14 protein-coding genes, 2 other RNA genes and 2 pseudogenes are annotated in these 23,729 nt (G+C 66.8%); 14 read left to right on the top strand and 4 right to left on the bottom strand.

Annotated elements, in window-relative coordinates:
* Positions 1 to 91: 91 nt before the first annotated feature.
* Positions 92 to 934: an acid phosphatase gene (locus ACCQ01_RS22680; protein WP_228433612.1), complete on the bottom strand. Its 843-nt coding sequence runs from the start codon at positions 932 to 934 to the stop codon at positions 92 to 94.
* A gap of 194 nt (positions 935 to 1,128) precedes the next feature.
* On the opposite strand from ACCQ01_RS22680, the gene ACCQ01_RS22675 reads away from it, so the two are divergent.
* The 4 genes and pseudogenes from ACCQ01_RS22675 to ACCQ01_RS22660 all read left to right on the top strand — a co-directional run.
* A complete protein-coding gene (locus tag ACCQ01_RS22675) occupies positions 1,129 to 3,444 on the top strand; it encodes a TonB-dependent receptor (RefSeq protein WP_228433613.1) in 2,316 nt (771 codons plus the stop codon).
* Positions 3,445 to 3,617: 173 nt separating this feature from the next.
* Positions 3,618 to 3,692, top strand: a non-coding RNA gene (locus ACCQ01_RS22670) — sX9 sRNA.
* 145 nt (positions 3,693 to 3,837) lie between these two features.
* Positions 3,838 to 4,989 carry a glycerophosphodiester phosphodiesterase gene (locus ACCQ01_RS22665; RefSeq protein ID WP_372358842.1) on the top strand — a complete coding sequence of 384 codons (1,152 nt, stop codon included), beginning with the start codon at positions 3,838 to 3,840 and terminating at the stop codon, positions 4,987 to 4,989.
* Between the two features lie 91 nt (positions 4,990 to 5,080).
* A pseudogene (locus ACCQ01_RS22660) lies at positions 5,081 to 5,188 on the top strand (glycerophosphodiester phosphodiesterase); the annotation flags it as partial.
* 376 nt (positions 5,189 to 5,564) lie between these two features.
* On the opposite strand, the gene ACCQ01_RS22655 reads toward ACCQ01_RS22660, so the two are convergent.
* Both ACCQ01_RS22655 and ACCQ01_RS22650 read right to left on the bottom strand, forming a co-directional pair.
* Positions 5,565 to 6,353, bottom strand: coding sequence for a rhomboid family intramembrane serine protease (locus ACCQ01_RS22655; RefSeq protein WP_228434147.1), 789 nt, complete (start codon positions 6,351 to 6,353; stop codon positions 5,565 to 5,567).
* Between the two features lie 641 nt (positions 6,354 to 6,994).
* A complete protein-coding gene (locus ACCQ01_RS22650) occupies positions 6,995 to 7,951 on the bottom strand; it encodes a TerC family protein (protein WP_228434146.1) in 957 nt (318 codons plus the stop codon).
* Positions 7,952 to 8,211: 260 nt separating this feature from the next.
* Between ACCQ01_RS22650 and ACCQ01_RS22645 the strand changes: the two genes are divergently transcribed.
* The 3 genes from ACCQ01_RS22645 (at position 8,212) to ACCQ01_RS22635 (ending at position 10,155) form a co-directional block, all read left to right on the top strand.
* Positions 8,212 to 9,381, top strand: a complete 1,170-nt coding sequence (locus ACCQ01_RS22645; protein WP_011039292.1) for a class I SAM-dependent rRNA methyltransferase — start codon at positions 8,212 to 8,214, stop codon at positions 9,379 to 9,381.
* A gap of 209 nt (positions 9,382 to 9,590) precedes the next feature.
* On the top strand, positions 9,591 to 9,908 hold the full coding sequence (locus ACCQ01_RS22640; RefSeq protein ID WP_116891478.1) for a hypothetical protein: 318 nt from the start codon (positions 9,591 to 9,593) through the stop codon (positions 9,906 to 9,908).
* A 172-nt stretch (positions 9,909 to 10,080) separates the two neighbouring features.
* A non-coding RNA gene (locus tag ACCQ01_RS22635) (sX9 sRNA) lies at positions 10,081 to 10,155 on the top strand.
* 120 nt (positions 10,156 to 10,275) lie between these two features.
* On the opposite strand, the gene ACCQ01_RS22630 is transcribed toward ACCQ01_RS22635, so the two are convergent.
* On the bottom strand, positions 10,276 to 12,147 hold the full coding sequence (locus tag ACCQ01_RS22630) for an Svx/AvrXca family virulence/avirulence protein (protein WP_228434145.1): 1,872 nt from the start codon (positions 12,145 to 12,147) through the stop codon (positions 10,276 to 10,278).
* A 309-nt stretch (positions 12,148 to 12,456) separates the two neighbouring features.
* On the opposite strand from ACCQ01_RS22630, the gene ACCQ01_RS22625 reads away from it, so the two are divergent.
* The 7 genes and pseudogenes from ACCQ01_RS22625 (at position 12,457) to ACCQ01_RS22595 (ending at position 23,526) form a co-directional block, all read left to right on the top strand.
* Positions 12,457 to 13,707, top strand: coding sequence for a dipeptidase (locus ACCQ01_RS22625; protein WP_228434144.1), 1,251 nt, complete (start codon positions 12,457 to 12,459; stop codon positions 13,705 to 13,707).
* A 412-nt stretch (positions 13,708 to 14,119) separates the two neighbouring features.
* A complete protein-coding gene (locus ACCQ01_RS22620) occupies positions 14,120 to 15,430 on the top strand; it encodes an MFS transporter (RefSeq protein ID WP_228434143.1) in 1,311 nt (436 codons plus the stop codon).
* A 34-nt stretch (positions 15,431 to 15,464) separates the two neighbouring features.
* A complete protein-coding gene (locus ACCQ01_RS22615; protein WP_228434142.1) occupies positions 15,465 to 16,640 on the top strand; it encodes a glycerate kinase in 1,176 nt (391 codons plus the stop codon).
* 50 nt (positions 16,641 to 16,690) lie between these two features.
* The gene (locus ACCQ01_RS22610; RefSeq protein ID WP_228434141.1) at positions 16,691 to 17,869 is read left to right on the top strand and encodes a sugar diacid recognition domain-containing protein; all 1,179 of its coding nucleotides are present in this window, start codon (positions 16,691 to 16,693) and stop codon (positions 17,867 to 17,869) included.
* Between the two features lie 247 nt (positions 17,870 to 18,116).
* Positions 18,117 to 19,865: a sensor domain-containing diguanylate cyclase gene (locus ACCQ01_RS22605; RefSeq protein WP_228434140.1), complete on the top strand. Its 1,749-nt coding sequence runs from the start codon at positions 18,117 to 18,119 to the stop codon at positions 19,863 to 19,865.
* Between the two features lie 105 nt (positions 19,866 to 19,970).
* Positions 19,971 to 20,360, top strand: a complete 390-nt coding sequence (locus ACCQ01_RS22600) for a DUF2628 domain-containing protein (protein ID WP_011039284.1) — start codon at positions 19,971 to 19,973, stop codon at positions 20,358 to 20,360.
* 540 nt (positions 20,361 to 20,900) lie between these two features.
* Positions 20,901 to 23,526 (top strand): annotated as a pseudogene (locus ACCQ01_RS22595) (TonB-dependent receptor plug domain-containing protein).
* Positions 23,527 to 23,729: the final 203 nt, after the last annotated feature.

The raw sequence follows: 23,729 nt of genomic DNA, 5'->3' as shown, positions 1-23,729 counted from the left end.
TAGATCCGAGCAACTGCCGAACTTATCCACCGCTATGCGCGGCATGCCTGCGACCTGCACATCGCGCCGGCGCGCATCACTGCGATCTGGCCTACAGCACGCCCGGCAACACCGTCTGCAGGGCGGCGGCTTCTGCCGCGCATGTCGTGGAGTCCAACGGCGTGGCCTTGGCGATCTCGCGGCGGGCGGCGGCCAGGTCTTTCTGGAAATCGGCGTTGCCATGCAGTGCCGCGACGGTGGCGGCGCCCATGATGCGGCCCTGCAGGACGTCGCTTTGCCAATGCACGTTGCAGACCAGGCGGCTGTCGCCGAAGGCGCGGCCGCGGGCGAGCAGGGCATCGCGCCTGGCCGGTGCCAGTTCGGCCAGGATCAGGCCCCAGCTCCAGCCGATGGCGGTGTGACCGGACGGGTAGGAGCCGTTCTTGCGCAGGCTGTCGTCGTCGGCCGGGGTGCACATCGGTTGATCGTTGCGCATGAACGGGCGCGGGCGTTGGTAGCGCGCCTTGGCCGCACTGGTGCTGGTGCTGGCATCGCGCAGGCTGCGTTCGAGCAGGCGCAGCAGGTGTAGCGCCGTAGCGTGGTCGATCTGCACGCCCAATGCGCAGCTGAAGTGGCCAGCCGCCGCCGGGAAGCCCAGCGCGGCGTCGCGCGTGGCCAGGTCCCAACGTGGCGTGCCGCGTAGTTGCAGCATCGCCTTGGCCACTGCCTCGTCGTTGGCAAGCGCGGCGCTGCCATCCTGCGGCGGTGGCGGAACCAGCTGCAGGCTGTCGGGCAATTGCTCTTTCTGAAGATAACCACGCGCGTCGGTAGCAATCACCGAACCTGCGGAAGCTGGCTTCTCCCGCGCACCCGCCAGGCCGCTGCCTATCAGCAACGTGGCAATGGCGGCGCCCGTCAGCGTCCGACGGAACGAGCGAGCACGGCGCTGCGGCATGGAGCACTCCTCAAACGGCACAACGGGAAGAACGCGCACATTACGACGCGCAGATGACAGCTGCATGCCGGCGCCACGCAGTGACGGCGCGCGCAACGCAGCGACTGTCGCCGCACTGTCATGTGGCCGTCGCATCGGCGCAAGACAGCTGTCGCACGCTTGCCGCCATCTTTTGACTCTTCCCCCACGCGCTCATGCCCAAGACCCATCTCCTCAGTGCCGCCGTCCTTACCGCGCTCGTGCTGTCACCGGCCGTGCGCGCCGCCGATACGCCCGCCGAGGCAGGTGCCGACGCGTCTGCCGCCACGGGAACCGTGCAGCAACTCGATGCGGTGTCGGTGATCGGTCAGGGCGAAACCCGTCAGGTGCAGCGCATCACCCAGCAGGACATTCCGGTGCTGCCGCCGGGCACCAGCATCCAGAAGCTGCTCAACCGCATGCCGGGCGTCAACGTGCAGTCCAACGATGCCTTCGGCGCGAACGAAGAGTCGCAGACAATCAGCCTGCGCGGCTTCAACGGCACGCGTCTGGGCTACACGCTCGATGGGTTGCCGCTGGGCGATAACGCGTACGGCAACTACAACGGCCTCAACATCAGCCGCGCGCTGATCGCCGAGAATTTCGGCGGCGTGGAGCTGGCTTCGGGTATCGGTGCGCTCGGTACCGCGTCGACCAGCAACCTCGGCGGCACCATCCAGTACTACTCGGCCGATCCGTCCAGCGTGTTTGGCGGCCAGGTGTCGCAGACGGTGGGCTCCGATGCCAACCGCCGCACCTTCCTGCGTATTGATACCGGCGACTACAACGGGTTCTCGGCGTATGTGTCCGGCATCAATGCCGAAGCCGACATGTGGGCGCGCCCCGAGTCGCCGACCACCACCCGCCAGTTCAATGCCAAGGGCGTGTATCAGTTCGACGGCGGCAAGCTGACGGCCTTCGCCGACACCTCGCGCACCTCGCAAGCCGATTATTCCTACCTGTCCAAGAGCGGCATGGCGCGTGGCCTGGGCTGGGACTGGAATTTGTATGCGCCGGACTGGAACCGTGCACTGGCGGCGGCGTACTGCGCGCCGGCCACGCGCAATGCGGCGCGCTGCGGCTTCAGCGGCGGCGTGGATAACGTGGACGATGCGTATTACCAGAGCCGCGCGCTGCGCGACGACGACCTGTTCTACGTGGCCGGCGACTTCCAGCCCAACGATGCGATCAGCCTGCACACGCAGGTGTATCACCATGAAAACAAGGGCCAGGGCCACTGGTGGTCGCCTGGGCAGGCATCCAACCCGGGCACGCCGCAGGCACTGCCGATCTCGATCCGCAGCACCAACTACTGGATCAATCGCACCGGCGGTATCGCCTCGCTCGGTTGGGATCTGGGCCCGCATCATCTGGAAGCCGGGCTGTGGTACGAGCGCAACCACCACGATGTGGAGCGCAATTTCTACTGGATCGATGGGCCGGTCAGCGATGACAAGTTCCTGCAGGATCCCGACCGCCGGCTGTTCTCGCAGAACTACATCATCACCACGCGGCAGTTCTACGTGCAGGGCAACTTCAAGTTTCTCGACGACCGCCTGAGCGTGGATCTGGGCATCAAGAGCCCGAGTACCGAAATGACCGCGCGCGAGACGCCGGGCATCGCAGTGGAAGCGCCGGTGGCTACCGGCTCGATCAAGGCCAGCGAGTCGGTGCTGCCGCAGATCGGGTTGGGGTATCGCCTGGCCGAAGGGCAGGAAGTGTTCGCCTCGTACGCGGAAAACATCGCCGCATTCCAGGGCGGCGGCGCCGGCGGCCCGCTGCTGGTGACGCAGGCCTCGTTCGATGCCAGCGTGGGCGCGCTGGAGCCGGAAAAGTCGCGCACGCTGGAAGCCGGCTATCGCTTCGTGCGTGACCGCTTCGAAGCCTCGCTGGTCGGTTATGACGTCACCTTCGACAACCGCCTGCTCTCGCTCAACCCCTGCGCCAGCATCCAGCAGGGCACCACGCCGGCCTGCACCACGCGCTTCTTCAACGTGGGCTCGGTGAGCAGCCGCGGTGGCGAACTGACGGTGATCTGGAAGCCCACCAGCTACCTGCAGTGGTACAACTCGGCCTCGATCAACCGCTCCACCTACGACGACAACTACGTGCAGAACGGGGTGACCATTGCCACTGCCGGCAAGATCACGGTGGATACGCCCAAGCGCATGCTCGCCAGCGAAATCGCCTTCAACTACGCTGGCTGGAACGTCAACCTGCGTGGCAAGTACACCGGTGAGCGCTTCTACACCTACACCAATGATCAGGGCTTTGGCGGCTACACCTCGTTCGATGCCGGCGCCGGCTATGAGTTTGGCCAGGTCAGCATGCTGCAGTCGCTGAAGCTCTCGCTCAACGTGACCAACCTCACCGACAAGCGCTACGCCTCCAACCTCACCGCGTTCGCCAACAGCGATCCGAATGGCCGTCAGCTGGCGTTTCACGCCAGTGCGCCGCGGCAGGTGTTTTTGACGTTGGATGCCAAGTTCTGAGTTAGGGATCGGGGAATCGGGATTGGGGATTCGTAACGGCGGGTCTTGCTGCTGCTTACGGATTTCCGATGCTGATGGACGCTGTTAGTTTTAGAGTGGCCGACAAGACTTAGAGCAGCTATCAAAACTACTGCGCAGCCGTCAGGCGGGCGCGGCCGGTGCTCGGAATCGGCATGTACCCACGTACATTCCGGTTCCTCCGCGCCGTCCGCACCCACCTGACGACTGCTCGCTACGTTTTGTTAGCCGCTCTTAGCGCGTGGTTGTCAGGCGGGTGCGGACGATGCGGAGAAAAAGGGGTGTACGTGTCGTACATGCCGCACCGCCCATCGGCCGCGTTCGCCTGGCGATCATGCTTTGGTTCTGATGGCTGCTTTTTCGTTGGAGAAAGGCATGATGCAGTTCCACCGTGTTCTAGTCTTGGGAGCGATGATGGCCGGCATGAGCGGTCCCGCCGTTGCAGAGGCGCCACTGGCCAAGACGGTGCAGATCTTCGCGCACCGCGGCGCCAGCGCATTGCGCCCGGAACATACCTTGGCGTCCTACGCCAAGGCTATCGTCGATGGCGCTGATTTCGTCGAGCCGGATCTGGTGTCGACCAAGGATGGCGTGCTGGTGGCGCGCCATGAGAACGAGATCGGCGGCACCACCGATGTGGCCAGCCATCCGGAGTTTGCCGCGCGCAAGACGCGCAAGACCATCGATGGCCAGGCGCTGGAAGGCTGGTTCACCGAAGACTTCACCCTGGCCGAGTTGAAGACCCTGCGCGCGCGTGAGCGGTTGCCGCAGTTGCGTGGCACGCAGTGGGATGGCCATTTTCAGATCGTGACGCTGGACGAGATCATCGACTTCGTTGCGGCGGAGTCGGCCGCCACCGGGCGCACGATCGGGATGATTCCTGAGATCAAGCACCCGAGCTATTTCAGTAGCCTGGGCCTGGCGATGGAAGACAAGGTGCTGGCCACCCTGCAAGCGCACGCGTATACGCGCACGTCACCGGTGGTGATCCAGTCGTTCGAGACTACCAACCTGCGCTACCTGCGCGGCAAGATCGGGCGGCAGAGCAACATCCGGCTGCTGCAATTGCTCAGTGGTGCGCAGATGGCGCTGCCCGATGCGGGCAAGGGCGCTGCGCCAGCCACCTATGCGCAACTGATGACGCCTGCGGGGCTCACGCAGGTTGCCACCTACGCCGACGCGATCGGCCCGGACATCCGCGCGATCATTCCGCTGGACGCGCAGCAGCGCCTGGGTCAACCGACCAGCCTGGTGCGCGATGCGCATGCGGCGGGATTGCAGGTGCAGCCGTACACCTTTCGTCCCGAAAACTATTTTCTCGCCGCCGACAACCGCAGTGGCGGTGCGCCGACCCAACGTAACGAAGCGGGTGCGCTGGCTGAATTGAAGCGCTATCTGGACACCGGCATCGATGCGTTTTTCGCCGATGACCCGGGCCTGGCACGGCATGCGTTGAGCGGGAAAAACACCGCGGTAAGCAACGCATACGTAGGAGCGCGCTTGCGCGCGATGGGGCGTTACCGGTGACGCTTCATCGCGCGCAAGCGCGCTCATACGTGGGGCGGGGCAGCGACGTCGATTGGTCGGTGGTTTGTTTGAAGAATGGTTGTACGTGCGTGGCGCACTGGCGGAATTGAAGCGCTATCTCTGCAACGGCATCGATGCGTTTTTCGCCGACGACCCGGGCCTGGCACGGCGTGCATTGAGCGGGAAAACACCGCGGTAAGCAACGCATACGCAGGAGCGCGCTTGCGCGCGATGGGGCGTTACCGGTGACGCTTCATCGCGCGCAAGCGCGCTCCTACGTGGGGCGGGCGGCGACGTGGATTGGTCGGTGGTTCGCTTAAAGAATGGTGTTACGTGCCTGGTGCACTGGCGGAATTGAAACGCTATCTGGACACGGACATCGATGCGCTCTTGGCTGACGACCCTGGCCTGGCGCGACGTGCATTGATTGGGCAGACACCGCGGTAGACAACGCGTGCGTAGGAGCGCGCTTGCGCGCGATGGGCTTTATCGATAACGCTTCATCGCGCGCAAGCGCGCTCCTACAAAACGCGGCACAGCACTGATTACTTGGTTAGTCGCCTGCAGAACGCGCACTACGTGCTCGGTGGGCGTTCGCGTGGCGGGAAATGCAGCACCACGTTTTCCGAGCCATCGTCCTGCCGTTGCCACAGCACCGGCACCTGACGCGGCGGCGGCGGTTCCAGCATGGCGTGCTCGGCGTTGCTGACCTCCCAGGCGGCGTCTTCGTCCTCGTCATCCCAGCTGTAGCGCGGCTTGGCCTGCTGCGGGTCGCGCAGGCGTAGCAGCAGCGCGGCAACCAGGCCGGCCACCGCGCCGCCCAGATGCGATTGCCAGGACACGCCGGCTTCGTGGGGCAGGATGGTCATCAGCATGCCGCCGTAGAACAGGAACGCGATCATGCTGGTGGCGATCGCCGGGCGGTCGCGGCGCAGCAGGCCCAGCACGAACACCAGGAACATCAGCCCGTGGGTGACACCGCTCGCCCCCAGGTGGCGGCTGCCGGGGTCGCCCAGCAGCCATGCACCCAGGCCCGAGCCCAGCCACAGCAGCGGCAACGCCATCGCGGTGGCACGCGGATACACGCTGCCGGCGAGGGTGCCCAGGATCAGCAGCGCGGCCGCATTGGCGCCCAGATGCGCGAGCGAGCCGTGCAACAGTGGCGCGGTGAGGATGCCGATCAGGCCGTCGGCCTGCAGGGGCGCCACCGCCCACGCACGCCAGTCGAACATGCCCTGGGCGGTGAACACGGCCACCAGCAGCAGCACGGCAGCCAGGCTGAGGTTGAAGGCACGCAGCACCCGGGAGCGATCCAGGCGGTCTTGCGTGGTGGCGTCGGCGGTGGCAACAGGATGCGAGGTCATGCCTTCACGGATGGCGTCGCACGGGTTTTTTTACAAGCCTCTCCGGCTCGGGATAAGCAGGCCCGGCGACGGGACAATCCACTCCCGGCGCCGATCGTTGGCGCATCAGCCCGGACGATCTGCGGCTTGGCTGCAGGGCCTTGCCCGCCCATTATCGCGGGACACGCTGCAAGTACCTCCCTGTAAGCGCTTACGCGGCATCCATGCCGCGTAAGGTCCCGCGACGGTGGGCGGGCAAGGACCATCGGAGATGGTCGGTGTTTATGGCTTTCAACAAAGCAACCAGCAGACTTTCTGGTGCGGTGTCCTCGCCGATTGCGGGACCGTGTGGCGGCATGGATGCCGCCACCGAGCCCCCAGGGACGGGTTCACGGCGTGTCCCGCGAGCGGTGAGGGCACCGCACCCTCGACTTACCTAGCTTCTGATTGTTGATCTGTCGTTTGGCTGCAGGGCCCTTGCCCGCACACCATCGCGGGACACGCCGCAAGTCCATCCCTGTAAGCGCTGACGCGGCATCCATACCGCGTCAGGGCCCGCGATGGTGGGCGGGCAGGGACCCCTCAAGATGGTCGGTGCGCCAGAGACGAGCAGCGCACGCGGCGCTGCCATTCACGAATCCCCAATCCCGAATCCCAGCCCCTCAGTGCCCTGTGGGCTTTGCCGGGCGCAGCAGGCTCAGCACGATGGTGGCGACCAGGATGGCGACCACGACGGCCAGCGAGACCAGCACCGGGATTTTGTAGAGATCGATGATCATCATCTTGGTGCCGATGAACACCAGGATCACCGCCAGGCCGTACGGCAGCAGGTGGAAGCGGTCGGCCATGCCGGCCAGCAGGAAGAACATCGCGCGCAGGCCCAGCACCGCGAACACGTTGGAGGTCAGCACGATGAACGGGTCGGTGGTGATCGCGAAGATCGCCGGGATGCTGTCCACCGCGAAGATCACATCGATCACCGCGATCAGGATCAACACCACGAACAGCGGCGTGAACCAGCGCTTGCCATCCTTGATCACGCTGAGCAGGTTGCCGTGATACTGCGGGCTCAGGCGCAGATGGCTGCGCATCCAGCGCAACACGGGGTTGGTTTCCAGATCCGGCTCCTTGCCGGCGGAGAACCACATCTTGATACCGGTCAGCAGCAGGAACGCGCCGAACACGTACAGCAGCCAATGGAACTTGGCCAGCAGCATCGAGCCGGCGAAGATCATGATCGCGCGCAGGACAATCGCGCCCAGTACGCCAATGATCAGCACGCGCTGGCGCTGTTCCTCCGGCACGCCGAAGTAGGTCATGACCATCAGGAACACGAAGATGTTGTCGACCGCCAGTGATTTTTCGACCAGGTAGCCGGTGAGGAACTGCAGCCCGATCTGGTCGGCCTGCGCATCGCCCAGCGTGCCCTGCAGGTACCACCACAGCCCGGCATTGAAGGCCAGCGCCAGCAGCACCCAACCGATGCTCCACCAGGTGGCCTCCTTGAAGGTCACCTGGTGGGCGCCGCCATGGCGCATCAGCACCAGATCGATCAGCAGCGCGGCGATCACCACGACCCCGAAACCGCCCCATAACCAGACATTGCCAATGGTTTGCATAAAGAATCCCGAAAAGTGAAACGACCTGGACAGCCGGTGGGCTGAGGCCTTGTGACACGGAAATCGTGGATTCCGGGTGACGGACCTTCGCCTGCGCGGCGAAGGTCTCGCTCGCAACCGGCCTGGCCGGTTGCCGTTGCACCGGAGCCTGGCTGGCAGGACTCGTCATGACGGCGACAACGCTGGGAGCTACTCCCCTTCTGGCGCCGATTCTGCGGGCAGGGGCCGGGCACGTCAATCCAGCCGGATACAATAGGTGAATGAATACTCCTGTCCCCGTCGTCCGACTCAAGAATGCGTGGCGCTCCAGCCACCCGTGGATCTTCCAGAAGCTGGTGGAAAAGCCCGCCGCCAAGCCCAAGCCCGGCACCATCGTCGATGTGGTCGGCGTGGACGGGGAATGGATCGGCCGCGGCTTCTACAACGGCCATTCGCGCATCGCCGTGCGCATCCTGGAAACCGACCAGTCGGTACCGGTGGATGCGGGCTGGTTCTCGCGCAAGATCGCCGCGGCGGTGAGCCTGCGCCGCGACTGGCTGCAGCTCGATGGCGTGTCCGATGCCTGGCGCGTGGTGCATAGCGAAGGCGATGGTCTGTCCGGCCTGGTGGTGGACCGCTATGGCGACCTGGTGGTGGTGGAATTCTTCGCCGCCGGCATGTTCCGCCACCGCGAGTGGATCTACGAGGCCTTGCGCGAACAGTTCCCCGGCTGCCGTTTCCACAGCTTTGCCGATGAGCATGTGCAAAAGCAGGAAAGCTTCGATTTCCACAGCAACACCACCACCGAAGCCTCGGTGATCACCGAGTACGGCATCAAGTTCCGTGCCGACCCGGCCGGCGCGCACAAAACCGGTTTCTTTGCCGATCAGCGCGAGAACCGCCAGTGGCTGAGCGAGCAGGTCAAGGACAAGACCGTGCTGGACCTGTGCTGCAACACCGGCGGGTTTGCGGTGTATGCGGCCGCGCGCGGCGCCACCGAGGTGCTGGGCGTGGACATCGACGAAGACGTGATCGCCATTGCCAAGGGCAACGCCAAGCTCAACAACGTGCGCCCGAAGTTCGTGCAGGCCGACATCTTTCCGTGGCTGCGCGATGCGGCCAACCGCGGCGAGAAATACGACGTGGTGATCCTGGACCCGGCCAAGATGACCCGCGACCGCGAGCAGGTGATTCCGGCGCTGAAGAAGTATCTGGACATGAACAAGCTGGCGCTGGGCGTGGTCAAGCCGGGTGGCCTGTTTGCGACCTTCTCGTGCACCGGTCTGGTGGCCGAGCAGGAGTTTTTGGACATGCTGCGGCGCGCTTCGTATTTCTCCGGGCGCACCATCCAGATCCTGAAAGTCGCCGGTGCCGGCCCGGACCACCCGTTCATGGCGCACGTACAGGAATCGCGTTATCTCAAGGCGGTGTTCTGCCGCGTGGTCGACTGACAACGTCCTTAGCTCCCTGCCGGTGCCGTGGGTATCGGCGGGGGCGATGAGGCGGGCCGCAGTACGATCGAGGCGTGATGCCCGCGCGATGCCCTGGCACCATGCAAGGGGCTCATGGCTACACGCTGCCGCGCTGCACGTGCGCCATCACCGCGCGCCTGGCAGCCAGTGGGTTGCCGCTCTCCACATCCCGCAGCAGAGGCCTGGCGATGACCATCCACGACGACGAACGCAAGGCGCTGCGCCGGTTGTTGCGGCAGATCGAGCGCCCCAACACCAGCCTGCTGGCCAGCAATTGGCCGGTGTTCGGTGTGTGGCTGCTGTTCGCCGGGGCCTTCATGTATCTGTTCAAGACCGGCGTGCAGTCGCCGCTGCATCCGCTGATCCTGGCACTGGGTTCGACCTGCCTGGGCGTGTTTGGCGCCTGGATCGTGTTCCTGTCGGTGTGGGCACGGCAGTGGCCGCACCTGCGCGACCACATCGATGCCGACAGCGTGCGTGCGCGGCTGGCCGAGCTCGACGACTGAGCGGTTCGGCGCGCGCTACAGTGTGAGCGCAGGCTGTTGATCAGCACGCGATGGGTGTCAGATGCGCGCGTTGCTGGGCTACTCACGCGTGTCACCGCACGCGCAAACTAAGAGCAGCTATCAAAACGACTGCGCAGCTGCCAGGCGGGCGCGGCCGGTGCTCGGAATCGGCATGTACCCACGTACACTCCGGTTCCTCCGCGCCGTCCGCACCCACCTGACGGCTGCTCGCTACGTTTTGTTAGCCCCTCTAAAGACATGCGTGCTGCGCGATCCACGGCCGTGATCGCGCCAACACCGCACGCACTGCCTCCCTGGCCCACGCGCGCTGTCTGCGGGGCAGACAACGCTCAGCGCAACGGCTTGATTACCAGCCCGCCGGCCGCGCAGTGATCTCCGGCACCGCCTGGCGCAGGTCTGCACCGAACTCGGGGTTGCGCATCGTCTCGGTGTCGGCATAGCCGTAGAACACGCCCTGGCTAGGTGTGGTGCCTTCGCGCAGTTCCAGGTCGCCACGCACCTGGGTGGTGCCGGCCACGGTGACCGCACCGAAGGCGCCCGGGCCCATGAACACGGTCTGGGCCTGCGCGGTGTTGCCGATCACCGCGCCGGGGTGCCACACGGTCAGCCCGCCGAGCACCGCGTTGCCCTGCACGGTGCCGCCCATCACCGTGGCGTGGCCGTCGATGCGCGCATTGCCCAGCACGTTGCCGGCCAGCACGCGCGCGAACGGGCCCACATAGGCGGTGGAGGCGACATTGGCGGTGTTGGCCACCCAGCCGCCGCCGTTGGCATGCTGGCGGCCCACCGGCGTGGGCGTGGGCGCGCCGGGCTGGCTGCCGGCCGCGGCGGCGTTGCTCAGGGTCACGCTCCACGGGTAGCGATAGATCGCGTAATAGGACTGGTCCCACTTGATCTTGTGCATGGTGGTGGGCGCGCCCATCACCATCAGGTACACCGCGCGGTCGCCGCTGCGCAGGGCCACGGTGACGCTGGCTTTGGCGCCGCGCTGCAGGGCGCTGTAGCGCGCGCGGCCGCTGCTGTCGATGCTGACCACGCCCCAGCGCCAGTCCGAATCCGGGGCTGGAATGCTGGCCGGGTCGGTCACCAGGCCGGGCAATGCGGTGACCGCGGGCGCAGTCTGCACCTGGCCTTCGAAGCTCACGCCGATGCTGGTGGCGCCGGCAGCGGGGATCAGCTGCACCAGGTTGTAGCCCCAGCGCTGCGGTGCCCATTCGAACGGCACGCGGTAGCGGTTGGCCTGGCCGGCGACTGGGTCGAGCACGGTCATGCGCAGCGCGCGGTCGCGGTTGTCCCAGTCCTGGGTGCGTTGCGGATCGAACGCCAGGTTGCTGCCGTAGCGCGCGCGGTACAGCGCACCTTGATCGCTGCCATCGGGGTTGGTGTAGTCCCAGTTGACGTTGCGCAGCGCCCAGTCGCCGAACACATCGTTCAACTGCGCCTGCGTCCAGCCCATGTTGGTGCGGAGTACCGAAAACGGGTCGGCGCTGCGTTGCGCCGGATCGCCCGGCTTGGGCGCCTTGGCCCACAGGTCGTTGACGATGGCGTAGCCGTAGCGGTTCTTGAGGTATTCCAGGAACTGCCAGTTGCAGTAGCGGTCGCGGGTGGAGCCCAGATACAGGTGCGGGTAGTTCACCAGCATGCTGGAGCAATGCACGTCGCTGGCGTGGAATTCCGGCAGCTGGTGGGTCATCCAGTTGGCGTGCGATTCCCAGATCCAGCCGGTGTAGTCGGAGTCGCGCAGGCTTTGCGTCTGCCCCTGCAGTGCGTGCGTGAGTTCGTGTGCCAGGCCCCAGTGATCGCGCAGCCCGCCCGGTGCCATCCACATGCCCATGTTGCCGCTGCCGGTGACCCCACCGCTCAGCCCGAAGCCCGGATCCAGGTGGATGCTGGCCTTGGTCTTGGTGGTGCTGGTGCAGGCCGGCTCGGGGAATTGCAGGCGATTGATGAAGGTGTCCCAGACCATCTCCAGGTGCTCGCCAGCCGCGCGGACGTCGGCACTGGACACGCCGTCGCCATTCCAGCGGAACGCAAAGTGCGTGGTTTCATAACGCACCGGTGGCATGCCGGCTTCGTTGGCGCGCGCAGTCCAGGGACCTGCCGTGCAGGCCGCACTGGCGGTGGAGGCGGCACCCAGCAGCCCGGTGGCGATCAGGGCGGCGGCCAGTAGACGGCGGGCGGGCAGGCGGCGGGGCAAAGCAGGCGATGCGTTGGGCATGAGGGCGCTCGGGCATGAGTGAAGGCGCGCACGCCACTGCACACACGCCGAGGCGGTGTGGCGAAGCGAGGGCGGTGGCAGGCCGTTGGAGGGGCGGCGGCGCAAGTGTGCGCAGCGCGCGCGGGTCTGCAATTGATTTGAAGATGGATTATTCGGTTCTGCAACGCGGTCGGCGTTCGTGCTGTGGCACCGGTGGACATTGCGCCGCTGCGCCCGCCCGATGACGGCCAGCCGATGACGCAGTGCGGGCGCCCGCCGCGGCGACACCTGCGGCTATGATCCGGTGACCCCCCCTGCAAGCGAGACCGCATGAAACTGCACACGCTATGTCTGTCGTTGTTGCTGGCCGCCACCACCTCGGCACACGCGATGGAGTTTTCCGCCGCCGAGCTGGCCCGCGCCAGCGCACTGCAAAAGCGCCTGCTCACGCTGGATTCGCACCTGGACACGCCGGCCAATCTGGAGCGCGGCGATTTCGATGTGATGCAGGGCCATGCCGGCAATCGGCTGTCGCAGGTGGACTACCCGCGCATGCTCGAAGGCGCGCTCGATGGCGGCTTCTGGGCGGTCTATACCGGGCAAGGCAATCGCAGTGCGGCCGCGCATCTCGATGACCGCGACGCCGGCCTGCAGCGGCTGATGAAGATCCACGACCTGCTGGCCGCCCAGCCGCAACGCTTCGCGCTGGCCACCACGCCCGCCGATGCCGCGCGCATCAAGGCCGCCGGCAAGCGCGTGGTCTACATCAGCATGGAAAACGCCAGCCCGCTGGTGGCCGACCCGTCGCTGCTGCGCTTCTATTACGCGCAGGGCCTGCGGCTGATGAGCACGGTGCATTTTCTCAACAACGAGTTCGCCGATTCGGCCACCGACCCGAAAGGGGCCGAGTGGAAAGGCCTGAGCCCGGCCGGCAAGCAGTTGGTACAGCAGGCGCAGGCACTGGGCATCGTGATCGATCAATCGCATGCCTCCGATGCGGTGTTCGACCAGTTGATCGTGCTGTCGCCGGTGCCGATCGTGCTCTCGCACAGCGGTGCGCGGGCGGTCTACAACCACCCGCGCAACATCGACGACGCACGCCTGAAGGTGCTGGCCGCGCATGGCGGGGTGATCCAGGTGAATTCGTATGGCGGCTATCTCATCGACAGCGGCGCCAGCCCCGAGCGCAAGGCCGCCGAGAAGGCGCTGGCCGACCAATACGGCGGCTGGGAGCATCTGAAGATGTCCGACGGCACCGCCCTGAGTGAAGCGCTCAAGGCACTGGATGCGCGCTACCCGGTCAAGCGCGCGACCGAAGAGGATTTCTTCGCGCATCTGGAGCATGTGCTCAAGATCGCCGGGCCCGCGCATGTGGGAATCGGCATGGACTGGGATGGCGGCGGTGGCGTGGTCGGGCTGGAAGACGTCTCCGACCTGCCGCGCATCACCGCCTGGCTGCTGCGCAAGGGCTATAGCGAGCCGCAGATCGCCGGCATCTGGGGTGGGAATCTGCTGCGGGTGATGGAGCAGGCGCAGGCCTATGCGGCTGGGAATCGGGAATCGGGAGTGGGGAATCGTTGAAGCGGTTGGTCGTGCGCGGTGGGGGCAGGGCGTTGTGCAGGGAGAGCGGTGGGGCTGGATGGCTTGTGGGTGGATGGGGTGATGGCTGCGGCGTGATTCGGCTGGGGAGTGCCTGCGTCCGTGTGCTGAGGTAGCGGGCAGCGCTCGCCGCGTCTGATGTTGGGGGTTGTCTGGCAGCGGTCGGGCCCGCGGCGGCAGTGGCTGGCTCGGCTAGGTAGGCTGCCCGGGCTGATAAGGCCGAAGCGCTCCGTTTGGGTGTTTGCACGAAAACCGGCGTTTGCAAGCGCCACTACAGGCAACGCTCTGCCGAAGATTTCAGGAAAAAGCGCCAATTAGAATGCGTTCACCCCTTCCGCGGTGCGGGCGCTGCGGCGTCCGGTTCGCCTGGACGACCCCTGAGTTGGAGCGTGCGATGACCCCAGCCTCCCGGCCCCTGCCGCACCCTGACGGCATGGCCGCCACCTACCGCAAGATCCTGCTGCGGCTGATCCCGTTCCTGTTCGTCTGCTACCTGTTCAACTATCTGGACCGGGTCAATGTCGGCTTCGCCAAGCTGCAGATGCTGGGCGATCTGGGCATGAGCGAGACCGTGTACGGGCTGGGTGCGGGCATCTTCTTCATCGGCTACCTGGCCTGCGGGGTGCCCAGCAACCTGATCCTGCAGCGGCTGGGCGCGCGCCGCTGGGTGGCGATCATGATGATCAGCTGGGGCCTGCTCTCCACCGGCCTGATGTTCGTGCGCACCCCGGCCGGGTTCTACACCCTGCGCCTGCTCACCGGCGCGGCCGAGGCCGGCTTTTTCCCGGGCATCGTGCTGTACCTGACGCGCTGGTTCCCGCGCGCGCAGCATGGCCGGGTCATGACCATCTTCATGTCGGCCATTCCCATTTCCGGGGTGCTGGGCGGGCCGTTGTCGGGCTGGATCCTGAGCCATTTTTCGGCCGGGCAGGGCGGGCTGGCCGGCTGGCAGTGGATGTTCCTGCTGCAGGGCCTGCCCACCGTGCTGCTGGGCGTTGGCGTGTGGTTTCTGCTCAGCGATGGCGTGCAGCAGGCCCGCTGGCTGACCCCGGTCGAGAAGCAGGCGCTGACCCGCGCGCTGGACGCCGATGAAGCGGGCAAGCCAGCCGGAGCGTCCACCTCGCTGGCGGCCGTGCTGCGCAACCCGGCGGTGTGGATGCTGGGCACGGTGTACTTCTGCATCCAGAGCGGGGTGTATGCGATCAACTTCTGGCTGCCGTCGATCATCCAGGGCAGCGGCGTCACCGACCCGACCCGGATCGGCCTGATGAGTGCCATCCCCTACCTGGCCGCAGCGGTGTTCATGGTGCTGATGGGGCGCTCGGCCGACCGCCGCCGCGAGCGCCGCTGGCATCTGGTGATCCCGCTGCTGATGGGCGCCGCCGGCCTGTGCCTGGCCGCCGCGCTCACCGACCACCTGTGGCTGGCCTTGCTGGGCATGACCCTGGCCACGATGGGCGCGGTCAGCGGGCTGCCGCTGTTCTGGCCGCTGACCAACGGCTTTTTGACCGCCGCCGCCGCGGCCGGTGGGCTGGCGCTGATCAATTCCACCGGGCAGGTTGCCGGCTTCGTCAGCCCCTATCTGGTGGGCTGGATCAAGGACACCACCCACAGCACCGAGCTGGCCCTGTACGTGCTGGCCGCGGCCATGGTGCTGGGCGCCGCGTTGGTGCTGCGGGTACCGGCCAGGGCGGTGAACCAGTGATGCCCGTGCCCCTTTTCGTTGAGCCCATTCCGTCATGAAGATCGTCATCGCGCCCGATTCGTACAAGGAAAGCCTGTCCGCGCTAGAGGTGGCCACCCAGATCGAGGCCGGCTTCCGCGAGGTGTTCCCCGACTGGAGCTACACCAAGGTGCCGGTGGCCGACGGCGGCGAGGGCACGGTGGAGGCGCTGGTCGCCGCGACCGGCGGGCGGGTGATCGACTGCACGGTCAGCGGCCCGCTGGGCACGCCGGTGCAGGCGTTCTTCGGGTTGACTGGCGATGGCCGCACCGCGGTGATCGAGATGGCGGCCGCCAGCGGCCTGGCGCTGGTGCCCCCGGCGCAGCGCGCGCCGCTGCAGGCCAGCACGGCCGGGGTGGGCGAGCTGATCCTGGCCGCGCTGGATGCCGGCGCGCGGCGCTTCATCATCGGGATTGGCGGCAGCGCCACCAACGACGGCGGCGCCGGCATGGCCCAAGCGCTGGGCGCGCGTCTGCTGGATGCGCGTAATGAGCCGATCGGCGCGGGTGGCGGTGCGCTGGCGGCGCTGGCCCGCATCGAGACCGACGGCCTGGACGTGCGGCTGCAGGAATGCCACATCGAAGTGGCCTGCGATGTGGACAACCCGCTGATCGGCCCGACCGGTGCCTCGGCGGTGTTCGGCCCGCAAAAGGGCGCAACGCCGGCCATGGTGCGGCAGCTCGATGCCAACCTGCAGCACTACGCCAACCTGCTCGAGCGCGACCTCGGCCTGCGCCTGCACGGCCTGCCCGGTGGCGGCGCGGCCGGCGGGCTGGGCGCTGCGCTGGTGGCGTTCCTGGGCGCGCAGCTGCGGCCCGGCGTGGAGATCGTGGCGCAGGCGCTGGGCCTGGACGCCACCATTGCGCAGGCGGATCTGGTCCTCACCGGCGAAGGCCGCATCGACAGCCAGAGCCTGCATGGCAAGACCCCGGTGGGGGTGGCGCGGGTGGCGCAGCACCACGGCAAGCCGGTGATTGCCATTGCCGGGTGCCTGGGCAATGGCGCCGGCCTGCTGCATGCGCACGGCATCGCAGCGATGTTTGCGGTGGTGCACCGCGCCTGCACGGTGGAGCAGGCCCTGGCCGAGGCGGCCAGCAATGTGCGCATCGCCGCGCGGAACGTGGCCGCTGCGTTGCAGGTGGGCATGACGCTGGCGCAACCGCGGTTGCCGGTCCCGGCGCGCGCGTCTTGATGGTGTGCCGCGCACGCCGGCCGGCGCCGGGTTTCCCCTAGCATAGGGCGATGCTTACGCTCGACCGCACTCTGGCGCAGTCCATCGTCGACCGTTCGATGACCATCATCGACGGCAACGTCAACGTGATGGACCACACCGGCGTGATCGTTGCCAGCGGCGACCCGGCGCGCATCGGCCAGCTGCATGAAGGCGCGCTGCTGGTGCTGTCGCGGCAGGGGCGGGTGGAGATCGACGCGGCGCTGGCGCAGCAGCTCGACGCAGTACGCCCCGGCGTCAACCTGCCGCTGATCGTCGATGGCCGCGTGCTCGGCTGCGTGGGCCTGACCGGCGACCCGCAGCGCATCGGGCAACAGGCCGAACTGGTGCGCATGGCCGCCGAGGCCATGCTCGAACAGGCCGGGCTGCTGCGCCTGCTGGCCCGCGACGCGCGCCTGCGCGAGGAGGTCACGCTGGGGCTGATCCGCACCGACGGGCCAACCCCGGCGCTGGCCGGCTGGGCCGAGCGGCTGGGCATCGCGCTGGATCTGCCGCGCGTGGCTGCGGTCATCGAAGTGGAAAGCGGCACCCTGGATCTGGAGGCCATGCTGGTGGAGCTGCAGCGCCTGCATACGCTGCTGTCCACGCCCGAGCGCGGCAACCTGATCGCCGCCACCGCGCTCAACGAGCTGGTGGTGCTGAAACCGGCGCTGGACCGGCGCGGGCAGTGGAATGTGGACGAACAACGCCGGCGTGCGCACACCTTGCTCGAGCGCATGCGTGCCAGCAGCCCGCTGCGCATCCGGCTGGCACTGGGCCAGTATTTTCCGCAGCCCAACGGGCTGGCGCTGTCGCACCAGATCGCGCGCACCACCATGCGCATCGGCAAGGCGCGCACGCCGGGCGCCGATGCCTTCTTCTTCGACGACTACCGCCTGCCGGTGCTAGTGGACGACCTGCGCCAGGCCTGGCAGGCCGAGGAACTGCGTAAGCCGCTGCAGGCGCTGCTGACGCAGGACCGCCGCAGCCAGTTGCTGCAGACCTTGTCGTGCTGGTTCGCCAACGGCATGCGCATGGTGCCCACCGCCAAGGCGCTGGGCATTCATCGCAATACGCTGGACTACCGCATGCAGCGCATCCAGGACCTGTGCGCGGTGGACCTCGGTACCACCGACGATTGCATGCGCCTGTATCTGGCGCTGCAGATGCGCCAGGACAGCGCTGCGGCCGAGCCCGAGGGCGCGCAGTAGGTCTGCGCAGGCCAGTCACTGTGTGTGCCACGACGCGGGGCGACGCCGTGCAGGTTCCGCGCGCATGCGGCACTGCTGCAGCGGTGGCGGCTGCATCGTTCGCGGCGAACTGCTGCCGGATGCAGCCGCACATGCCTGTTGCGTCCTCGACCAGCGGCACATCTGCGTGGCAGCGCACGGAACCGCCACGCGGTCTTGCTTGCCTGCTCCGCTAGACTGCGCGGATGACATCGGGCGAGCGACCACGTTGAAACAGCGCCACGTAGCAGCGCCGCTTGCGGCCAACGAGACCGACCGCCTGGCGCGGCTGGCGTTGCTGCAGGTGGTCGATAGCGACGCCGAACCGTTCTTCGACGCCCTGGCCGCCGCCGCGCAGGCCATTGCCGGCACGCCGATCGCGCTGGTGTCGCTGGTGGACGAGCACCGCCAATGGTGGAAGGCCAACGTCGGCCTGCCGGGCGTGTCGCAGACCCCGCGCGAGCTGGCGTTCTGCGCGCACGCCATCCTCGATGACGCGGTGATGGAAGTGCCCAATGCGTCGGACGACCCGCGCTTCAGCGGCAACGAACTGGTCACCGACGCACCCGGTATCCGCTACTACGCCGGTGCCCCGATCGTGCTCTCCGATGGCCTGCGCATGGGCACGGTGTGCGTGATCGACCAGCGCCCGCGGCAGCTGCAACCGGCCCAGCTGGAGGCCCTGCGGCACCTGGCGCAGGTGGCGGCCGAAGGCCTGGAACAGCGCCGCCTGATGCTGGAGCGCGCCGATGCCAACGCCCAGCTGCAGCAGCGCCTGCGCGAGAGCGAAGCATTCCTGGAGCGCACCGGGCAGGTGGCCGGCGTCGGCGGCTGGGAGGTGGATGTGGCCAGCGGCACCTTGATCTGGTCCGACCAGACCTGCCGCCTGCACGACCTGCCGCCAGGCTACCGGCCCAGCCTGGGCGAGGCGATCGCGTTCTATCCGCTGGATGCGCGCGCGGTGATCACCGAAGCGGTGGAAGCCTGCGTGCGCGACGGCACGCCATGGGACCTGGAGCTGCCGCTGATCAGCAGCACCGGCCGCCACTTATGGGTGCAGAGCACTGGCGCAATGGACACCACTGCCGGGCGCCTGCGCCTGATCGGTGCCATCCAGGACGTGACCGACCGCCACCGCGCGGTGGACGCCCTGGCCGCCAGCGAGCGCAAGTTCCGCAAGATGTTCCAGTACAGCCTGGGGCTGATCTGCACCCACGACATGGACGGCCGCCTGATCAGCGTGAACCCGGCCGCCGCGCGCTCGCTCGGGCGTAGCGTCGAGGACATGGAAGGCCGCGCGCTGGTGGAATTGGTGCGCCCAGAACGGCACGCCGCCTTGCACGGATATCTGTCACGGATGGTGCTCGATGGCCAGGATTCGGGCGTGATCGAGCTGGTCGCCGGCGATGGCAGCCTGCGCCACTGGCAGTACCACAACGTGCTCGACGTGGAAGCCGATGGCACCGTGGTGCTGGCGCACGCGCAGGACGTGACCAACCAGTACAAGCAGGAAAAGCAGCTGCTGGAATGGTCCTTCACCGACCCGTTGACCAACTGCTTCAACCGCCGCTATCTGGACGAGCTGGACAAGCGCGACCCCAGCGTGCGCTGGGGCTGCATCGTGGTGGACCTGGATAAGTTCAAGCTGGTCAACGACACCCACGGCCACCAGCGCGGCGACGAAGTGCTGGTGCAGATGGCCTGGTTCCTCAACCAGCCGCTGCGCACCCAGGACCGCCTGGTACGGCTGGGCGGTGACGAGTTTTTGGTGCTGCTGCATCAGCCCACACCTGCGCAGCTGAGCGCGCTGGCGCGTGACTATCTGGACGCGGCGGACGATGCGCCGATCCGCTTCACCCTGGGCAGCGCGCTGCGCCAGGACAGCGAGGCGCTGGCGGCGGTGGTCGACCGTGCCGACAAGTCGTTGTATGCGCTGCGGCGCTCCCGCCGCGGCAGTAGCCCTACCGACCAGCGCTGACTGCGCAGCGCCCCTCGTTCCTGGTGATGTCCGCCTGCCGAAAAAGCGTGCTCATGAATACGCGATCGCCTATCATGTAAACGTTTTCAATCATATTGGTACGGAATGGACACCTTCGATCGCACCCAGCTCAGCCCCAAGTGGCAGTTCCGCTTCGATTTCTTCGACCGTCATGGCGGCCCGAAGGATCCTGCCTACAAGGAAACGCTGAAGACGCTGCCGTTCGGCGAGAAGCTCAAGGTCGGCATGAACTTCTACGCGCTGTTCTTCGGCTTCATCTACTTCTTCATCCTGGGCCTGTGGCGCAAGGCGCTGGGCCTGATCGGCATCGGGCTGGTAGTTGGCATCATTGCCTCGTTCCTGCCCGGGTCGCTGGGCAACGCCCTGAGCATCCCGCTGGCCCTGCTGGCCGGCATGAGCGCCAACTACGCCTACTACCTGGACAAGGTGAAGGGCAGCACCAGCTTCAACCCGTTCGAAGGCATGCGCTGGTAAGTCACGGCATGGCTGCGCCGGCCCCTCCCGCCGCTGCGCAGCGTTGCCAAGCCCGGTCTCGACCGGGCTTTTTTATGCCTGTGGCTGGCTGAGCCTGCGCAGCGAGTCCATGAGCCGACACTCGCTCGTACGCAGAATAAGCAGGCTTTAAACCGCTAATGACGGACGATCAAGCCATTTGACCGCTTTTAGTGGGGCTACAAGCGGGCAAAACCGTTAGCGGCGCTTGCACGCCGTCAACTCCCGTACTGAGCCCACGGCAACTGCCTGAATTCCCTACAGATCCGGGCGCAGCCTTCCGCTTGAGTCCGTACGGTCTGCTGCGCCGCAGTATGGCGCCACGGTTTAGCCTTGCTTAATCTTTGCCACACCGTGACACACGTCGCGCCAGATTTGGATCGATCCAAAGCACACTGTTCCCCGCAAGTGTTTGAAAAGACGAAGTCTTTCCGTCGTACCACCACCCCCCGACGAGACGCCTGAATGACCGATTCCCGTTGTCACCGCCCGCGTGTGCTCTCCCAGGCCCTCTTGCTCGCCATGCTGTCACCGCTGCCGGCGCTGGCGCAGCAGGCCGATCCGCAACAACTCGATGCCGTCACCGTGACCGGCTCGCGCATCAAGCGTGTCCAGGCCGAAGGGCCGGCGCCGGTGCAGATCATCGGCTCGGAGGAGATCCGCGCCCAGGGCTTCACCACCGTCTACGACATGCTCGGCACGTTGAACCAGGCGATCGGCACGGTGGAAGCGGATGTCAGCTGGGGCTCGCACACGCCCAACGCCAGCCCGCTCAACCTGCGCAACCTCGGCCCCAACCGCAGCCTGCTGCTGGTCAACGGCCGCCGCGTGGCCGATTACCCGCTGCCGTACAACGGGCAGAGCAACGTCTCCAACTACAGCAACATCCCCGCTGCGGCGGTGGACCGGGTGGAAGTGCTCACCGGTGGTGCTTCGGCCATCTACGGCTCGGACGCGATCGCCGGCGTGGTCAACGTGATCCTCAAGCAGAACTACAGCGGCGACCAGTTCCGCATGCGCGGCGGCACCGCCACCGAAGGTGGCCGCGATACTGCCGATGTGTCCTGGGCCGGCGGGCGCACCGGCGCCAACTGGAGCATGACCTACGCGCTGCAGCACACCAGCCGCGACCCGCTGTTCGGCCGCGACCGCCCGCAGATGGACGACGCCAGCGATGCGTCCTACAGCGCCTGGACCGCCGAGCAGCGCCGGGTGGGCTTTCGCCCCAGCAGCGGCATCGCCCTGATCGACAACGCCACCGGCACCCGCACCCGCCAGGCCCCGCCGCCCGGCGCCTGCGAGCAGTTCGGCGGCGAGTACTACCTGGCCGACCGCCTGCTCTACAACCGCAATACCGGGGTGACCAGCAATACCGGCCAGCTGTGCGGGCTCACCGCCGACTACGGCAACTGGCTGCTGCGCAGCGGCAGCAAGGACCTGTCCGGGTATCTCTACGGCACCTGGGAATTCGGCAACGGTGTGCAGGCCTGGACCAACCTGGCGGTGTTCGATTCGGAGGTGTAATGGGGCACCTCGCCGCCCGCGGTGCAACTGCCGGCCGGACTCGATTTCCCCGCGTTCTACGATGTCACCAGCGGCCAGCAACTGATCGGCGTGCGCCAGTTCACCGCCGCCGAAGTCGGCAGCCAGACCGGGCTGCGCAACCGCAACCGCGAGCGCTCCTGGGACATCAGTGCCGGCCTGCGCGGCACCCTGGCCAACGGCCGTTTCGATTGGGACGCCTCGCTGGGCCGCTCGTATTACCGGGTGCAGGAGCGCATCTCCACGGTGAACTGGCAGCGCGCCAACGACTATTTCCTGTTCCTGGGCCCGCAACAGGGCAGCGTCGACGGCCTGCGGGCGTATGCGCTGGACCGTGCGCGCTGGTGGACTCCGCTGACGCCGGGGCAGTACGCGCAGATTGGCGCGTACTCGGTCAACCGCGCCGCCTCCTGGGTCAACCAGGGTGCGCTCAGCCTAAGCGGCACCCTGGCGCAGGGCTGGGCCGGGTCGATCGAATTCGCCGCCGTGGTCGAAGCCGCGCAGCAGGGCTACCGGCTCAACCCCGACCCGCGCGCCAATGTCGATTACGAAGTGCAGATCGACAGCCTGCTGCTGCGCGGCAGCTACGCCACCAGCTTCCGCGCCCCGGACATGCATTATCTGCTTGGCCAACCCAGCTCGGCGCAGGTACGCACGCTCGACCAGTACCGCTGCATCGCCAGCGGCGCCTACCAGATCAACAACTGCACCGGCGACAACACCGCGGTGACCTATCCCTTCGCCATCAACCGCCGCGGCACCCCGGATCTGGATGCGGAGCTGGGCAATTCGTGGACGGTGGGGTTTGTCTGGGATGCGTTCGAGAACGTCTCGTTCACCGCCGACTTCTGGCGCATCCATCTGGAAGATGAGATCGGCGATATCGACGAGACCACCATCCTGCGCGACGAAGCCGGCTGCCGCACCGGGCTGACCATCACCCCCGGCCAGGCCTGGTCCAACCCCGGCGGCGCCGATTACTGCGCCTCGATCCTGGCCCGCGTGCAGCGCGATGGCAGCGGGCTGGACCTGTGGGCGCGCTACCAGCTCAAGACCGCCATCGGCGATTTCCAGATGGGGCTCGATTACACCAACCTGCGCTCGATGCGCGAGCAAACCTACCGCACCGACCCCAACCCGGAGCGCCGCGACCGTGACATCCGCAGCAAGTTGCGCGGCAGCGTGAGCTGGCTGTCCGGCAACTGGAATGCCACCGTCTACGGCGACCGCGTCGGCGCGGTGCCCGGCGTGCGCTCGCACTGGGGCCAGGACCGGCTCGACAACCCCGGCGGCTGCGTGCCGTTCGCCGATGGCGGGGTGCCCGACGACCGCGCCGGCTGCACCGACACCGATCCCGCCAGCCCCCACCTTCGGCCAGAGCACCCGCAAGTATTACGGCCGCATCGGCCCGGCTATCACCTGGAACGTCAATCTGGGCTACCGCATCACCCCGGCGATGAAGCTCAATCTCTACGTCAACAACGTCTTCAACAGCACCGGCTACAACCACAAGGACCCCTACAAGCTCGATTACGAGTTCTACAACAGCCGCCTGTTCAGCCCGGTCGGCCGCGAGATCGCGGCAGAGTACGTATTCGATTTCTGAGCCGACCATCACCCGCCGCATGTGGTCAGAATGCGGCTCGACACCTCGGATCGGAATGGACACCTTCGGCCGTCATCGTCACAGCCGCGAGAGCAGTTCCGCTTTGAGCAGCGCAGTTGCGCGCAAACGCATCCCCGTGCTTCGGGTCCGGGGGACAGCGCCGGAACGGCTGCACTTCTGGCTAGGACACGCGGAAAGCTTCG

The organism is Xanthomonas sp. NCPPB 4037 (genome assembly GCF_041475695.2).
Taxonomy (GTDB): domain Bacteria; phylum Pseudomonadota; class Gammaproteobacteria; order Xanthomonadales; family Xanthomonadaceae; genus Xanthomonas; species Xanthomonas campestris.
Note: the sequence above shows the minus strand (reverse complement) of the source record. Positions and strands in the feature narration are given on the sequence as shown.

Coding starts and splice junctions, on each gene's coding strand:
- ACCQ01_RS22630 (WP_228434145.1), bottom strand. CDS start 12,147: ATGCCCAACGCATCGCCTGCTTTGCCCCGCCGCCTGCCCGCCCGCCGT.
- ACCQ01_RS22615 (WP_228434142.1), top strand. CDS start 15,465: ATGAAGATCGTCATCGCGCCCGATTCGTACAAGGAAAGCCTGTCCGCG.
- ACCQ01_RS22645 (WP_011039292.1), top strand. CDS start 8,212: ATGAATACTCCTGTCCCCGTCGTCCGACTCAAGAATGCGTGGCGCTCC.
- ACCQ01_RS22600 (WP_011039284.1), top strand. CDS start 19,971: ATGGACACCTTCGATCGCACCCAGCTCAGCCCCAAGTGGCAGTTCCGC.
- ACCQ01_RS22625 (WP_228434144.1), top strand. CDS start 12,457: ATGAAACTGCACACGCTATGTCTGTCGTTGTTGCTGGCCGCCACCACC.
- ACCQ01_RS22640 (WP_116891478.1), top strand. CDS start 9,591: ATGACCATCCACGACGACGAACGCAAGGCGCTGCGCCGGTTGTTGCGG.
- ACCQ01_RS22675 (WP_228433613.1), top strand. CDS start 1,129: ATGCCCAAGACCCATCTCCTCAGTGCCGCCGTCCTTACCGCGCTCGTG.
- ACCQ01_RS22620 (WP_228434143.1), top strand. CDS start 14,120: ATGACCCCAGCCTCCCGGCCCCTGCCGCACCCTGACGGCATGGCCGCC.
- ACCQ01_RS22650 (WP_228434146.1), bottom strand. CDS start 7,951: ATGCAAACCATTGGCAATGTCTGGTTATGGGGCGGTTTCGGGGTCGTG.
- ACCQ01_RS22680 (WP_228433612.1), bottom strand. CDS start 934: ATGCCGCAGCGCCGTGCTCGCTCGTTCCGTCGGACGCTGACGGGCGCC.
- ACCQ01_RS22610 (WP_228434141.1), top strand. CDS start 16,691: ATGCTTACGCTCGACCGCACTCTGGCGCAGTCCATCGTCGACCGTTCG.
- ACCQ01_RS22665 (WP_372358842.1), top strand. CDS start 3,838: ATGATGCAGTTCCACCGTGTTCTAGTCTTGGGAGCGATGATGGCCGGC.
- ACCQ01_RS22655 (WP_228434147.1), bottom strand. CDS start 6,353: ATGACCTCGCATCCTGTTGCCACCGCCGACGCCACCACGCAAGACCGC.